The organism is Geodermatophilaceae bacterium NBWT11, assembly GCA_014218215.1.
Taxonomy (GTDB): domain Bacteria; phylum Actinomycetota; class Actinomycetes; order Mycobacteriales; family Geodermatophilaceae; genus Klenkia.
Map to the genome: position 1 here is coordinate 3,869,459 of CP043652.1, position 14,782 is coordinate 3,884,240.

The 14,782-nt window shown below is 75.0% G+C and carries 14 protein-coding genes; 12 read left to right on the top strand and 2 right to left on the bottom strand.

Annotation, left to right across the window (positions count from 1 at the left end; genetic code table 11):
• The first annotated feature begins 122 nt into the window (after window positions 1-122).
• From F1C76_18805 to F1C76_18815, 3 genes are read left to right on the top strand one after another with little or no spacing between them, the layout of a single operon-like run.
• Window positions 123-1,916 (top strand): ABC transporter ATP-binding protein, encoded by a 1,794-nt coding sequence (locus F1C76_18805; protein QNG39369.1) that lies wholly within the window; start codon window positions 123-125, stop codon window positions 1,914-1,916.
• Window positions 1,917-1,948: 32 nt separating this feature from the next.
• A complete protein-coding gene (locus F1C76_18810) occupies window positions 1,949-3,739 on the top strand; it encodes an ABC transporter ATP-binding protein (protein QNG39370.1) in 1,791 nt (596 codons plus the stop codon).
• Window positions 3,736-4,146, top strand: coding sequence for a hypothetical protein (locus F1C76_18815; GenBank protein QNG38346.1), 411 nt, complete (start codon window positions 3,736-3,738; stop codon window positions 4,144-4,146). Before F1C76_18810 ends, F1C76_18815 begins: the two co-directional genes overlap by 4 nt.
• Window positions 4,147-4,182: 36 nt before the next feature.
• Here F1C76_18815 and F1C76_18820 read toward each other — a convergent pair whose 3' ends face one another.
• Window positions 4,183-4,575, bottom strand: coding sequence for a cupin domain-containing protein (locus F1C76_18820; protein ID QNG39371.1), 393 nt, complete (start codon window positions 4,573-4,575; stop codon window positions 4,183-4,185).
• 115 nt (window positions 4,576-4,690) lie between these two features.
• Here F1C76_18820 and F1C76_18825 point away from each other — a divergent pair, with 115 nt between their 5' ends.
• Window positions 4,691-5,161, top strand: coding sequence for a hypothetical protein (locus F1C76_18825; GenBank protein ID QNG38347.1), 471 nt, complete (start codon window positions 4,691-4,693; stop codon window positions 5,159-5,161).
• A gap of 9 nt (window positions 5,162-5,170) precedes the next feature.
• Complete coding sequence (locus F1C76_18830; GenBank protein QNG38348.1) at window positions 5,171-6,835, top strand: FAD-binding dehydrogenase; 1,665 nt, start codon at window positions 5,171-5,173, stop codon at window positions 6,833-6,835.
• 7 nt (window positions 6,836-6,842) lie between these two features.
• Here F1C76_18830 and F1C76_18835 read toward each other — a convergent pair whose 3' ends face one another.
• Window positions 6,843-7,955, bottom strand: coding sequence for a GGDEF domain-containing protein (locus F1C76_18835; protein QNG38349.1), 1,113 nt, complete (start codon window positions 7,953-7,955; stop codon window positions 6,843-6,845).
• A gap of 40 nt (window positions 7,956-7,995) precedes the next feature.
• On the opposite strand from F1C76_18835, the gene hisI reads away from it, so the two are divergent.
• From hisI to F1C76_18870, 7 genes are all read left to right on the top strand, one after another.
• Entirely contained in the window at window positions 7,996-8,379 is a 384-nt protein-coding gene (gene hisI, locus F1C76_18840) for a phosphoribosyl-AMP cyclohydrolase (GenBank protein ID QNG38350.1), read from the top strand.
• On the top strand, window positions 8,366-9,865 hold the full coding sequence (locus F1C76_18845) for an anthranilate synthase component I (protein QNG38351.1): 1,500 nt from the start codon (window positions 8,366-8,368) through the stop codon (window positions 9,863-9,865). The genes hisI and F1C76_18845 overlap by 14 nt, the downstream gene beginning before the upstream one ends.
• Window positions 9,862-10,512 (top strand): TIGR02234 family membrane protein, encoded by a 651-nt coding sequence (locus F1C76_18850; GenBank protein ID QNG38352.1) that lies wholly within the window; start codon window positions 9,862-9,864, stop codon window positions 10,510-10,512. The genes F1C76_18845 and F1C76_18850 overlap by 4 nt, the downstream gene beginning before the upstream one ends.
• Before the next feature lie 116 nt (window positions 10,513-10,628).
• Window positions 10,629-11,438, top strand: coding sequence for an indole-3-glycerol phosphate synthase TrpC (gene trpC, locus F1C76_18855; protein ID QNG38353.1), 810 nt, complete (start codon window positions 10,629-10,631; stop codon window positions 11,436-11,438).
• A 22-nt stretch (window positions 11,439-11,460) separates the two neighbouring features.
• Window positions 11,461-12,822 (top strand): tryptophan synthase subunit beta, encoded by a 1,362-nt coding sequence (trpB, locus tag F1C76_18860; protein ID QNG38354.1) that lies wholly within the window; start codon window positions 11,461-11,463, stop codon window positions 12,820-12,822.
• On the top strand, window positions 12,819-13,613 hold the full coding sequence (locus tag F1C76_18865) for a tryptophan synthase subunit alpha (GenBank protein QNG38355.1): 795 nt from the start codon (window positions 12,819-12,821) through the stop codon (window positions 13,611-13,613). Before trpB ends, F1C76_18865 begins: the two co-directional genes overlap by 4 nt.
• Complete coding sequence (locus tag F1C76_18870; GenBank protein ID QNG38356.1) at window positions 13,610-14,602, top strand: prolipoprotein diacylglyceryl transferase; 993 nt, start codon at window positions 13,610-13,612, stop codon at window positions 14,600-14,602. Before F1C76_18865 ends, F1C76_18870 begins: the two co-directional genes overlap by 4 nt.
• Window positions 14,603-14,782 lie beyond the last annotated feature (180 nt).

A 14,782-nucleotide genomic window follows, 5' to 3' on the forward strand; every position in this document is an offset into this window, starting at 1 on the left:
ACACCCAGCAGCACCACCCGAGGAGACGCGTGCCCCCGCGCAGCAGCAGCTCCGCCCGTTCCACCCGCGACACGAACCCCGAGAACGTCACCCAGCGCAGCGAGCGCGAGCAGAAGAAGGTCATGCGCCGCGGGTTCGCCCACGTCGGCCTGGCCGTCCGCGAGCAGCCCGGCATCTTCACCCTCGCCTTCCTGGGCAGCAGCCTCTACGGCGCGATGACCGTGGCCAGCGCCTTCGTCATCGGCGGCATCACCGACCGGCTCATCACCCCGAGCTTCGAGCGCGGCTCGGTCACCGCCGGCGCCCTCGGGCTGGCCGCGCTGGCGATCATCGTGGTCGCCGTGCTCAAGATCGTCGGCATCATCGGCCGGCGGCTCTTCGCCGGGATCATGTCCTACCGGCTGCAGGCCGACTACCGCCGCCGGGTCACCAGCCAGTACCTGCGGCTGCCGCTGTCCTGGCACCAGCGCCACCCCACCGGCCAGCTGCTGTCCAACGCCAACTCCGACGTCGAGGCCGCCTGGTTCTTCGTCGCCCCGCTGCCCTTCGCCTGCGGGGCGATCGTCATGGTCGTCATCACCGTGGTCGCCCTCTTCCTCACCGACCCGCTGCTCGCCCTGGTCGGGCTCGTCGTCTTCCCCCTGGTGTTCATCGCCAACGCCGTCTACTCCCAGGTCATGAGCCCGCGGATGGCGCGCGCGCAGCAGCTGCGCGCCGAGGTCTCCGAGATCGCCCACGAGTCCTTCGACGCCGCCCTGGTCGTCAAGACCCTGGGCCGGGAGACCGAGGAGACCCGCCGCTTCGCCGGCAGCGCCGACGAGCTGCGGGACGGGCTGATCGCCGTCGGCCGGGTCCGGGGCCTCTTCGACCCGATGATGGAGGCGCTGCCCAACCTGGGCACCCTCGCGGTGCTGCTCATCGGTGCCCAGCAGGTCGCCGCCGGGGCCACCGATGCCGGCGCCCTGGTCTCCATCGCCTACCTGTTCACCCTGCTCGCCTTGCCCATCCGGGCGATCGGCTGGGTGCTGGCCGACCTGCCGCGGGCGATGGCCGGCTTCGACCGGGTCGCCCCGGTGCTGTCGGCCCGGGGTGAGACCCCGCACGGCCCGGACGCCGCCGCCGGCGGTGACACCGGTGCCGGGGTCGGCGTCCGGTCGGTCGACTTCGGGCACGTGGACGCCGAGGGACGCGCCACCCAGGTGCTGCACGGGGTCACCTTCGACGTGCAGGCCGGTAGGACCATCGCCGTCGTCGGACCCACCGGGTCGGGCAAGTCCACCCTGGCCGGGCTGCTGGTGCGCCTGGTCGACCCGCACGACGGCAGCGTGCTGCTCGACGGCGTCGACCTGCGCAGCCTGCGCGAGGGCGAGGTGGCCACCCAGGCCGCGTTCGTCGCCCAGGGCACCTTCCTCTTCGACGACACCGTCCGCGGCAACGTCACCCTCGGCGCCGACTTCACCGACGACGAGGTGCACGCCGCTCTCCGCACCGCCGCCGCCGAGGACTTCGTGGCCCAGCTGCCCGAGGGCCTGGACACCAAGGTCGGCGAGCGCGGGGCCAGCCTGTCCGGCGGTCAGCGCCAGCGCCTCGCGCTGGCCCGGGCCGTCGTCCGCCGGCCCCGGCTGCTGGTCATGGACGACGCCACCAGCGCCGTGGACCCCAGCATCGAGGCCCGCATCCTGGATGCGCTGCGCAGCACCGACCGCCCGGCCACCGTGGTCGTCGTCGCCTACCGGCAGGCCACGATCTCGCTGGCCGACGAGGTCGTCTGGATCGACCGGGGCCGGCTCGTGGCCCGGGGCAGCCACGCCGAGCTGCTGGCGCAGGTGCCCGGGTACGCCCGGCTGGTCCAGGCCTACCAACCGCCCGACGCCGTCACCGCCGCCGAGCCCGAGCCCGCCGGGGCGCAGGCGTGAGCGCCGCCGTGACCGACGAGCCGGTGACCGGGATGCACGACCGGCCCACCGAGTCCGCCACCGCGACGCTGCGGCGCGGCTTGCGGATGATGCCGGAGTTCCGCCGCGGGCTGCCCGCGACCTTCTCCCTGGCCCTGGTCGCCACCGCCGGGCGCGTCGTCGTCCCCATCGCGGTGCAGCAGACCCTCGACCGCGGCCTGGGCGCCGCCGGTGGACCCGACATCCCGCTGGTCCGCGAGCTCGTCGCGATCTGCGCGCTGGTCGTGCTGGTCACCGCCGTCGCGGTCTACCGGATGAACGTCCGGCTCTTCCGGACGACGGAGACCGCGCTGGCGAACCTGCGGGTGCGCGCCTTCCGGCACGTGCACGACCTGTCGGTGCTGCACCAGCAGGGCGAACGCCGCGGCAACCTGGTCTCCCGGGTCACCAGCGACGTCGACCAGCTGTCGGTGTTCATGCAGTGGGGCGGGGTGCTCGGGCTGGTCAGCCTGGGCCAGCTCGTCGTCGCCACCGTCGTGATGGCCGTCTACTCCTGGCAGCTGACCCTGCTGGTCCTCGTCTGCTTCATCCCGCTGGGTTACGCGGTGAAGTGGTTCGCGAAGCGGCTGGCCGAGGTCTACGGCGTGGTCCGCGAGCGGGTCGGCGACGTGCTGGCCGCGGTCGGGGAGTCCGTCGTCGGCGCCCCCACCGTGCGCGCCTACGGCGTCCGGGGGCGCACCGCGGCGCGCATCGACGCCGCCATCGACCGGCACTACCGGGCCTCGGTGCAGGCCCAGCGCACCACCGCCGGGGTGTACGTGAGCGGTGAGTTCGTCGCCGCGGTCGCGAACGCCGCGGTCGTCGTGGTGGGTGTGCTGCTCGGCGTCGGCGGGCAGATCTCGGCCGGCACGCTGGTCGCGTTCCTGTTCCTGGTCACCCTGTTCGTCGCCCCGGTGCAGACTGCCAGCGAGGTGCTCAACGAGGCCCAGAACGCCGTCGCCGGGTTCCGCCGGGTGCTCGACGTGCTGGACACCGAGCCCGACGTGCAGGACCCCGTCGACGGCCAGGTGCTGCCCGCAGGGCCGCTGGGCGTGCGGTTCGACCACGTGGGCTTCCGGTACTCCCCGGGTGCCCGCCCGGCCCTGGCCGACGTCGACCTGGAGATCGCCGCCCGCACCCGCGTCGCGGTCGTCGGGGAGACCGGGTCGGGGAAGACCACCTTCGCCAAGCTGCTCACCCGGCTGATGGACCCCACCGAGGGCCGGGTGCTGGTCGGCGGGGTGCCGCTGGACCGGATCGCGTTCAGCTCGCTGCGCGAGCGGGTCGTGATGGTGCCCCAGGACGGGTTCCTCTTCGACGCCTCGGTCGCGGACAACGTGCGCTACGGCAAGCCCGGGATGACCGACGCGCACGTCGCGGCGGCCTTCGACGAGCTGGGGCTCGGCGGGTGGGTCGAGGGCCTGTCCGACGGCGTGCGGACGCCGGTCGGCCAGCGGGGGGAGTCGCTGTCGGCGGGGGAGCGGCAGCTGGTGGCCGTCGCCCGTGCCTACGTCGCCGACCCCGACCTGCTGGTGCTCGACGAGGCCACCAGCGCGGTCGACCCGGCCACCGAGGCCCGGCTCACCCGGGCCCTGGACACCCTCACCACCGGCCGGACGACGATCACCATCGCCCACCGGCTGTCCACCGCCGAGCGGGCCGACGAGATCCTGGTCGTCGACGCCGGCCGGGTCGCCCAGCGCGGCACGCACGCGGAGCTGGTCGACGCACCCGGGGTCTACGCGGGGCTGCACGCCTCGTGGCGGCGGTCGTCCGGGGGGCTCACCACCCCGCCCGCCCGGTGACCCTCCCCGACTGGCGCCGCCGGCCGGGGACCGCCACCGGCGCGATGGTGCTGGGCGTGCTGAGCGCGGTGTCCCTGGGGCCGCTGGGTGCGCTGATCGGCTTCGCGTCCCAGGGTCTCCAGGATCTCGCCGGGGCGGTCGGGGGGTACCTCGCGGCGCTGGCCGCCGTGGTGGTCCTGGTGGGGGTCGGGCTGCTCCGCGGTGCGCGGGCCTGGTGGCCGCTGATCGCCGGCTGCGCGGTGCTCGTCGCCGTGGTCGCGGCGTGGGTCGTCCACAACGTGTCCGAGGGTGACGGCGGGGAGCTGCTGGCGCTGTTCGCCGTCTGCCCGCTGGGCGCCGCCGCTCTGGGGGCGACGCCCGAGGTGCGGGTCTGGGTGGGACAGACGAGGGCCGCCGGTCCGGGCTGAGTGCCCGGCCCGACGGCCCTGGTCGTGCGAGGGAGGTCAGCTCGTCGGCGGCTCGTCCTTGCCCGACTCCTCGAGCTCGTCGGCCTCCTCCTTGGTGTGGTGCACCGCGCCGTCGGCGTGGTCGGCCGGGCCGTACACGGTGTAGAGGACCCACGGGTTCGGGCCGTCGTTGACGAAGTTGTGCAGCGTGCCGGCCGGGACGACGACGATGTCACCGGGCTTGACGCTCTTGCTCGAGCCCTCGATGACGGCCTTGCCGACGCCGCTCACGAAGCTCAGGATCTGGTCGTTCTCGTCGTGGGTCTCCTCGCCGATCTCCCCACCCGGCGGGATCGTCATGATCACCAGCTGGGAGTGCTCGCCGGTCCAGAGCACGCGTCGGAAGTCCGCGCTCTTCTCGGCCACGGTCGCGATGTCGAAGTGCACGATGTCCTTGGCTGCCATGGGCCTCTCATGCCCCGCCCGGATGTGGATCACGCACGGACCGTCCACGGATACGGCGGGGACCAGGCCCCGGCGGGGTGCGGGCCCTACTCTCCCGGCCATGGCCCAGCAGTCCCCCCGGCGGCCCGCCCCGGTGCGCCGCTCGCCCAAGGCGGCCCGGCCGGCCCCGGCGCGCCCGGCCCCCGAGGCCCTCGTCCGCCCGGTCCAGGTGCCCTTCGCCGCGGTGTTCGGGGTGCTCGTCGCCCTCGAGACGACGTACCTGGCCTGGCTGCTGTTCGACGCCGACGCCGGGGCCGACGACGTGCCGCGCTGGCCCGAGGTCGCCCTGGTCGTGCTGGCGGTCTGGGCGCTGGTCGGAGCGGCGCTGGTGTTCCTGGGCCGCGGCCGGGGCTGGCTCGTGCTCGCCGCCGGCAGCGTGCTCCCGCTGCTGGGCCTGCTGGGGGTCACGGTGCTCTTCGGCAGCCTGGGCGGGGGCAGCGCGACCTGGTGGGCGGTCCTGCTGACCGTCGGTCCGATCGGGTCGCTGGTGCTGGCCTGTCAGCGTCCGGTGCGGGAGTGGACCACTCGCTAGGTTGACGTGGTGCAGCTCACCGGGAGTCAGGCCGACGTCGTCGTGGTGGGGGCCGGCCTGGCCGGGCTGGTGGCCACCGCCGAGCTCGCCGACGCCGGCAAGCGGGTGCTGCTGCTGGACTCCGAACCCGAGGCGAACCTCGGTGGGCAGGCGTTCTGGAGCTTCGGCGGCCTCTTCCTGGTCGACTCACCCGAGCAGCGCCGCCTCCGGGTGAAGGACTCCCTGGAGCTGGCCCGGCAGGACTGGGCCGGCACCGCGTCCTTCGACCGGCCCGAGGACCACTGGCCCCGGCAGTGGGCCGAGGCCTACCTGCAGTTCGCCGCGGGGGAGAAGCGCTCCTGGCTGCACCAGCAGGGCGTGCGGTTCTTCCCGGTCGTCGGCTGGGCCGAGCGCGGCGGCTACGGGGCGACCGGGCACGGCAACTCGGTGCCCCGGTTCCACGTCGTCTGGGGCACCGGTCCCGGCATCGTCGAGCCCTTCGCCCGCCGCGTGCGGGCGGCCGCCGAGCGTGGGCTGGTCGAGCTGCGGTTCCGGCACCGGGTCACCGGGCTCGTGGTGGACGGCGGCGCGGTGACCGGCGTGCGCGGGGACGTGCTCGAGCCCAGCGCGGCCGCCCGCGGCGAGGCCACCTCGCGCACGCCGGTCGCCGACTTCGAGATCGGTGCGCAGGCCGTGGTGGTCACCGCCGGCGGCATCGGGGCCAACCACGACCTGGTGCGGGCGAACTGGCCGGCCCGGCTGGGCCCGGCGCCGCGGCGGCTGCTGTCCGGCGTCCCGGCGCACGTGGACGGCGCGATGTTGCAGGCCACCGAGGCCGCCGGCGCCAGCGTGGTCAACCCCGACCGGATGTGGCACTACACCGAGGGCATCACCAACTGGGACCCGGTCTGGGCCCGGCACGGCATCCGGATCCTGCCCGGGCCCTCCTCGCTGTGGCTCGACGCCACCGGGAAGCGGCTGCCCGGGCCGCTGTACCCCGGGTTCGACACCCTGGGCACGCTCGCGCACATCGGGGGCACCGGCCACGAGCACACCTGGTTCGTGCTCAACCAGAAGATCGTGGAGAAGGAGTTCACCCTCTCCGGGTCCGAGCAGAACCCCGACCTGACGAACAAGGACCTGAAGCTCCTGCTCACCCGGGTGCGCGGCGGCCCGGCGGCCCCGGTGCAGGCCTTCCTGGACCACGGCGAGGACTTCGTCACCGCCCCCACCGTCGCCGAGCTGGTGGCCGGGATGAACCGGGTCATCGGCGGCACCCCGCACCTGGACGCCGCGGCGGTCGAGGCCGAGATCGTCGCGCGGGACCGGGAGACCGAGAACGGCTTCAGCAAGGACGGCCAGGTCAACGCCATCCGTGCGGCGCGGGCGTTCCTCGGCGACAAGCTGATCCGGGTGGTGCCGCCGCACCGGCTGCTCGACCCGGCGGCCGGCCCGCTGATCGCCGTCCGGCTCAACCTGCTGACCCGCAAGACCCTCGGCGGGCTGGAGACCGACCTGTCGGGACGGGTGCTGCAGCCCGGCGGCGCGGTGTTCCCGGGGCTGTACGCGGCCGGGGAGATCGCCGGGTTCGGTGGCGGTGGGATGCACGGGTACCGCTCGCTGGAGGGCACCTTCCTCGGCGGTTGCCTCTTCTCCGGCCGGGTCGCCGGCCGAGCGGTCGCCGCCGCCCTCTGACCGCGGCTCAGCCCGCGACGGCCACCTGGTCGCGGCCGCCGGCCTTCGCCCGGTAGAGGGCGGCGTCCGCGGCGGAGAACGCCTCGGCGCTCTCCCCGGGGCCCGGGCTCGTCGGGCGGGCTGCGTGCACGCCCACGCTCACGGTGAGCCCGGCCTCCGCGGTGTCGGCGGGTGCCTGGGCGCGGGCCCCGCGGGCGTCGGTGAGGAGCCGGGTCGCGATGGACGCCGCGCCCTCGGCGTCGGTCCCCGGGAGCAGCAGGCCGAACTCGTCCCCACCCAGCCGCGCCGCGAGGTCACCGGGACGACGCAGCGCCGCGCTCAGCAGCCCGGCGACCACGACCAGGGCACGGTCCCCGGCGGCGTGGCCGAAGGTGTCGTTGACCTGCTTGAAGTGGTCGACGTCCACCACCACCAGGCCCAGCGGGGTGCCCTCGCGCGCGCAGCGCTCCCACTCCCGCTGCAGCGCCTCCTCCCACCCGCGCCGGTTCGGCAGCCCGGTCACCGGGTCCAGCGTGGTCAGCCGCTCCAGGGCCTCGGTCTGGGCGAACAGCAACCGGGCCTGGGCGGCCACGCGGTAGGCCGCGGCCAGGCCGACGAGGACGACCGTGCCGACCAGGGCCGTGGCGGTGGCGAGGTCCCGGCCGGTGACGTCGGCGGTGGTGGCGGCCAGCAGGCTGACCACCGACCAGACCGGGACCAGGGTGGCGGTCACCGGGAAGGGCAGCCGGGCGTGCAGGCACAGGATCGCCGCGGTGTGCAGGCTCAGCAGCAGCCAGCCGGTGGGCGTGCGGTCCCCGCCCAGGGCCAGCGCGACCACCGCGTAGACGCCGAAGCCCGCGACCAGCACCCGGGCGGTCGTGCGGTACGTGGTCGTGCGCCGGACCAGCAGGATCAGCACGACGGCGGCCGCCCCCACCAGCACGTGGTCGCTGAGGGCCATCGGGCCCCCGGCCGGCCCGCGGCGCAGGTTGACCACGAAGAAGACCACGTTGTAGGCCAGGACCAGGCCGGCCACCAGCGCCACGTCCCGGCGCAGGCCGCGCAGCTGGGTGGCCAGGAAACGGTCCTCCTGCGCGGGGTCGGACAGCCGGGCTGACCAGGGGTTCAGCGCAGCGGGCACGGCACATCATGAGCACGACCGCCCGGCGTCGCCTCCCGGGGTGCCCGCCACGGCTGAGAGACTGGTGGGCGTGCCCGATCTCGACCCTGCCGTCTCCGACCTCCTGCGCCGCACCCCGGACGGCCTGGTCGCCGCCGTCGCCCAGCAGCACGACACCGGTGAGGTGCTGATGCTGGCCTGGATGGACGACGAGGCACTGCGCCGCACGCTGGCCACCGGCGAGGCCACCTACTGGTCCCGCAGCCGCAACGAGTACTGGGTCAAGGGCGCCACCTCCGGCCACCACCAGGCCGTGCACGAGGTCCGGGTCGACTGCGACGGCGACGCGCTGCTGCTGCTGGTCGACCAGACCGGTCCCGCCTGCCACACCGGCGAGCGCTCCTGCTTCCACCGCCCCCTGGAGGTCACCCGTGCGACTCGGTGAGACCCTCCCGACCGCGGCCGACCTCGCCACCTCCACCGGCCCCGTCGTGCCGGTGACCCGCCGGCTGCTGGCCGACTCCGAGACCGCGGTCGGCGTCTACCGCAAGCTGGCCGGCAACCGGCCGGGCACCGTGCTGCTGGAGTCCGCCGAGCAGGGCAAGCAGTGGTCCCGGTACAGCTTCGTCGGCGTCCGCAGCGCCGGGGTGCTCACCGAGCGCGAGGGGGTCACCCAGTGGCTGGGGGAGGACCTCCCGGGGCTGACCGACGACCTGCCCACCGACCCCCTGGACGCCGTCCGCACGCTGGCCCGGCGGCTGCGCACCCCGCGGGCACCCGGGCTGCCCCCGCTGACCGGCGGGCTGGTCGGCTACCTGGGCTACGACGTCGTCCGGCGACTGGAGCGGCTGCCCGACACCGCGACCGACGACCTGGGCATGCCCGAGCTGGCGATGACCCTGGTGACCGACCTGGCGGTGCTGGACCACCACGACGGCACCGTGCTGCTCATCGCCAACGCCTTCGGCACGACGGCCGAGCACCACGCCGACGCCGTCGCCCGGCTGGACGCGATGGCCGCCGCGCTGGTGGGCGCCGCCCCGCCCGGGGTGGCCACGATGGAGACCACCGAGTCGCCCGAGGTCACCTCGAACATGGCCCCGGGGCAGTTCCAGGCCGGCGTCGAGGCCGTCCGCGAGCACGTGCGGGCCGGGGACGTGTTCCAGGCCGTGCTGTCCCAGCGCTTCTCCCGGCGCACGGACGTCGACGCGCTGGACCTGTACCGGGTGCTGCGCGCCAGCAACCCCTCGCCGTACATGTACCTGCTGCGGTTCGCCGGTCGGGAGTCGCCCTTCGACGTCGTCGGGTCCTCCCCGGAGGCGCTGGTCACCGTCACCGGCGACCACGCCGTCGTCCACCCGCCGGCCGGCACCCGCCCGCGCGGGGGCTCCCCGGAGGAGGACGCCCGGTTCACCGAGGAGCTGCTGGCCGACCCCAAGGAACGCGCCGAGCACGTGATGCTGGTCGACCTGGCCCGCAACGACCTGGGCCGGGTCTGCGTGCCGGGCACCGTCGAGGTCGCGGACTTCATGCGGGTCGAGCGGTACAGCCACGTCATGCACCTGGTGTCCACCGTCGCCGGGCGGGTCACCCCGGGCCGGGACGCCCTGGACGTGTTCGACGCGACCTTCCCCGCCGGGACGGTGTCCGGGGCGCCCAAGCCGCGCGCGATGGAGGTCATCGAGTCCCTCGAGCCCACCCGCCGCGCGCTCTACGCCGGCACCGTCGGCTACCTGGACACCAGCGGCGACATGGACATGGCCATCGCCATCCGGACGGCGGTGCTGCACGAGGGCACCGCGTACGTGCAGGCCGGTGCGGGGGTCGTGGCCGACAGCGACGCCGCGCTGGAGGAGGCCGAGACCCGGCACAAGGCGCGGGCGGTGCTGTCGGCGATCGCCACCGCCGAGGGGCTGCGGGAGCTGTCGTGAGCAGCCCCCGCCCGGCTGCCCGCCGCGAGCTCACCGTCGCCGTGCTCGCCGCGGCCGCCGCCGGTGGGCTGGCGCTGTCGGCGGGCGGTCAGGGCTGGGCCGACGTCACCGTGACCCGCCAGCCCCCGCTGCCCCCCGTCGAGCAGGTGCTGACCGGCAGCCAGCTGGCCCCGCTGGTCCCGGCGACCGGTCTGCTGCTGCTCGCCGGCGCGGTCGCGCTGTTCGCCGTCCGGGGGTGGGGGCGGGTGGTGCTGGGCCTGGTGCTGGCCGTCGCGGGGGGAGTGCTGGTGGCCTCGGGCGTCGGTGCCCTCACCGGCTCGGTCGAGGTCACCCCCGACGACCTGGGGGACCAGATCGGGTTGGGGCAGGCCACGATCAGCTCGCAGGTCGCCGCCGGGTGGCCGGTGCTCGCCGTCGTCGCCGGGGTGCTCGGGCTGCTGGCCGGGGGCCTCGTCGTGCTCCGCGGACGGCGGTGGCCCGGGCTGGGTCAGCGGTACGAGCGGCCCGCCGGGTCCGGTCCCGCACCGGCGGCAGCACCGCGCCGCCCGTCCCGCCCGGAGTCCCCGGAGGACCGGCACCAGGCCGCGTGGAAGGCCCTGGACCGCGGCGACGACCCGACCGACGAGCCTCCCGCACCCGGTCGCTGAGCGACGACCCCGTGCGGGGCGACCCCGTGCCGCATCTCTAGAGTGACGCCACCGAACCGACAGGCGAGGGGACGCAGGATGCAGCAGCGCACAGGAGAGCCGGGGGGCGCACGGGCATGAACGTGCTCATGGACATCGTGGCCGGCGTGCGCGAGGACGTCGCAGCCCGACAGCAGGCGACCCCGCTCGCCGAGGTCCAGGCCGCCGCCCGCGACGCGCGTCCCGCCCTGGACGCCCTGGCCGCGCTGCGTGCCCCCGGCGTCGGCGTCATCGCCGAGGTCAAGCGCAACAGCCCCTCCAAGGGCGCGCTGGCCACCATCGACGACCCCGCCTCGCTCGCCGTGCAGTACGCCGCCGGCGGCGCCCGGGTGATCAGCGTGCTCACCGAGCGCCGTCGCTTCCACGGCACCCAGGCCGACCTTGCCGCCGTCCGTGCCGCCGTCGACGTGCCGGTGCTGTGCAAGGACTTCGTCGTCTCCAGCTACCAGGTGCACGAGGCCCGGGCCCACGGCGCGGACGTCTGCCTGCTCATCGTCGGCGCCCTGGAGCAGAACGCCCTGGTCGGCCTGCTCGAGCGGATCGAGTCCCTGGGCATGACCGCCCTGGTCGAGGTGCACACCGAGGCCGAGGCCGACCGGGCGCTGGAGGCCGGTGCCTCGGTGATCGGCGTCAACGCCCGCGACCTCACCACCCTGGACGTCGACCGCAGCACCTTCGAGCGGATCGCCCCCGGGCTGCCCACCGAGGTCGTCAAGGTCGCCGCCTCCGGCGTCCGCGGGCCGCACGACCTGATCAGCTACGCCGGCGCCGGGGCGGACGCCGTCCTGGTGGGGGAGGGCCTGGTCACCGCCGCCGACCCGCGGCAGGCCGTCGCCGACCTGGTGACCGCCGGCTCGCACCCCGCGACCCCGCGCGCCACCCGCTAGGCACCACGGCGACAATGGGCGGGTGACTGCCACGACGCTCCCGCCCACCCCCGAAGCGAGCCTCACCCGGCCGCGACCGGAGTGGCCGGACGCGACCGGTCACTTCGGCCCCTACGGCGGCCGGTTCGTCCCCGAGGCGCTGATCGCGGCTCTCGACGAGCTGTCCGAGGCCTACGAGGCCATGCGGGTCGACCCGGTCTTCCTCGCCGAGTTCGAGCGGCTGCACCGCGACTACACCGGTCGGCCCTCCCCGATCACCGAGGTGCCCCGCTTCGCCGAGCACTGCGGCGGCGCCCGGGTGCTGCTCAAGCGGGAGGACCTCAACCACACCGGCTCGCACAAGATCAACAACGTGCTGGGCCAGGCGCTGCTCACCAAGCGGATCGGCAAGAAGCGGGTCATCGCCGAGACCGGGGCGGGCCAGCACGGGGTCGCCACCGCGACGGCTGCCGCCCTCATGGGCCTGGAGTGCACGGTCTACATGGGCGAGGAGGACACCCGCCGCCAGGCGCTCAACGTGGCCCGGATGCGGCTGCTCGGCGCCGAGGTGGTCCCGGTGACCACCGGCTCCAAGACCCTCAAGGACGCCATCAACGAGGCGTTCCGCGACTGGGTGACCAACGTGGAGACGACGAACTACGTCTTCGGCACCGTCGCCGGCCCGCACCCGTTCCCGGCCATGGTCCGGGACTTCCAGCGGGTCATCGGCGACGAGGCCCGCGCCCAGGTGCTCGACCGGGAGGGCCGGCTGCCCGACGCGGTGCTGGCCTGCGTGGGGGGCGGCTCGAATGCGATCGGCATCTTCACCGCCTTCGTGCCCGACGCCGGCGTCCGGCTGGTCGGCCTGGAGGCCGGTGGCGACGGCGTGGAGACCGGCCGGCACGCCTCCTCCATCACCGGGGGCCAGCCGGGCGTGCTGCACGGCGCCCGCTCCTACCTGCTCCAGGACGAGAACGGCCAGACCGTCGAGTCGCACTCGATCTCGGCCGGCCTGGACTACCCCGGTGTCGGCCCCGAGCACAGCTACCTCAGCGACATGGGCCGCGCGGAGTACCGCCCGGTGACCGACAGCCAGGCCATGGAGGCCTTCGCGCTGCTGTGCCGCACCGAGGGCATCATCCCGGCGATCGAGAGCGCGCACGCCCTGGCCGGGGCGATCACCCTGGGCCGCGAGATGGGTCCGGACGCGCTGCTGCTGGTGAACCTCTCCGGCCGCGGGGACAAGGACGTCGAGACCGCCAGCGCGTGGTTCGGGCTGGGCGGCGGGTCCAGTGCCCCGACCGACGAGGACGAGCGCGCGGTCGAGGACGGCCGGGGTGCCGAGCCCGGCCCCGCGCTCGGCGACGCCGAGGACACCACCGTGCAGGACGGGGACGCGCTGTGAGCTCTGCGCTGGGCACCCGGATCGACGCGGCCAGGGCCGAGGGCCGGTCCGCGCTGATCGCCTACCTGCCGGTCGGCTACCCCGACGTCCCCGGGTCGATCGAGGCCATGGTGGCCGCGGTCGAGGGCGGCGCGGACGTCGTGGAGATCGGGGTGCCCTACTCCGACCCCGGCATGGACGGCCCGACCATCCAGGAGGCCGTCGAGGTGGCCGTCCGCGCCGGGGTCGGGATGAAGGACGTGCTGCAGGCGGTGGCCGCGGTGGCCGAGGCCGGTGCCGTACCGGTGGTGATGAGCTACTGGAACCCCGTCGAGCGCTACGGCGTGCAGCGCTTCGCCACCGACCTGGCCGCCGCCGGGGGAGCCGGGGCGATCACCCCGGACCTGGTGCCCGACGAGGCCGCGGCCTGGATCGCGGCCAGCGACGAGGCCGGCCTGGACCGGGTCTTCCTGGTCGCGCCGTCCTCCACGCCGGCCCGGCTGGCCAGCACGACCGCCGCCTGCCGGGGGTTCGTCTACGCCGCCTCGACCATGGGCGTCACCGGCACCCGCGCCACCGTGGGCGACACCGCCGAGGTGCTGGTCACCCGCACCCGGGAGGCCGCGCCCGCCGACCTCGCCGTCTGCGTGGGCCTCGGGGTCAGCAACGGGGACCAGGCGGCGGAGGTGGCGGCCTTCGCCGACGGCGTCATCGTCGGCTCGGCCTACGTCCGCCAGCTGATCGACGGGCACGGCGCCGACGGCGTCCGCGCGCTGTCGGCCGACCTGGCCGCCGGGGTGCGCCGCCGGTGAGCACCGAGCTGCTGGCGGCGATCCCGAGCCCCACGCAGGGCGTCTGGGACATCGGGCCCTTCCCGCTGCGGGCCTACGCGCTGTGCATCATCGCCGGCATCGTGATCGCCGCCTGGATGACCGAGAAGCGCTGGGTCGCCCGCGGGGGAGCCCCCGGCGACTCGTTGGACATCGCCGTCTGGGCGGTGCCCTTCGGCATCGTCGGCGGCCGCGTCTACCACGTGATCACCACCCCCGAGCCCTACTGGGGGGAGAACGGCGACCCGGTGCGGGCGCTCTACATCTGGGAGGGCGGCCTGGGCATCTGGGGCGCCATCGCCCTGGGTGGCGTCGGCGCCTGGATCGCCTGCCGGCGCCGCGGCATCCCCCTGCCGGCCTACGCCGACGCCCTGGCCCCGGGCCTGCTCGTCGCCCAGGCGGTCGGCCGGCTGGGCAACTGGTTCAACAACGAGCTGTACGGGCGGGCCACCGACCTCCCGTGGGGGCTGACGATCCACGAGTGGGACCAGTCGGCGGGCCGGGCGGTCACCGACGCCGCCGGCAACCCGGTCGTGCTGGGCACCTTCCAGCCGACCTTCCTCTACGAGCTGCTGTGGAACCTGGCCGTCGCCGCGGTCGTCATCTGGGCCGACCGGCGCTTCCAGCTCTCGCACGGGCGTGCCTTCGCCCTCTACGTGGCCGGCTATTGCCTGGGCCGCGGGTGGATCGAGACGCTGCGCATCGACGAGGCCGAGCGCTTCTTCGGCGTGCGGCTCAACGTCTTCACCGCCGTGGTGGTCGGGCTGGCCGCCGTGGCGTACCTGGTCTGGCAGCGCGGCCGCCCGCGCGAGGTGATCACCCGCGGCGAGGAGTTCCGGGCCAGCGAGGCCGCCGAGAAGAGCGCGGACGACGACGCGGACGAGACCGCCGCGGAGCCGGCAGACGCGCCGCTGACCAGCGCGAAGGACCCTGACGACCCACCTGCACCACGTGCGGGGACGACGACCTGACGGAGACGTTCGCCACCCTGCGCGAGCGTGTCGCGAGTGTGTCCACTCTGTGTACGCTCCCGATGAGGCCACCCAGCGATCCTGGGGTGGACGACCACGTCGGAACCGGGCCAGCGACGCCCCGCGCACGACACCCCGCGGAGACCCGCCCGTGGGTGCGCGAGAGCCCTGCCGGGCCCT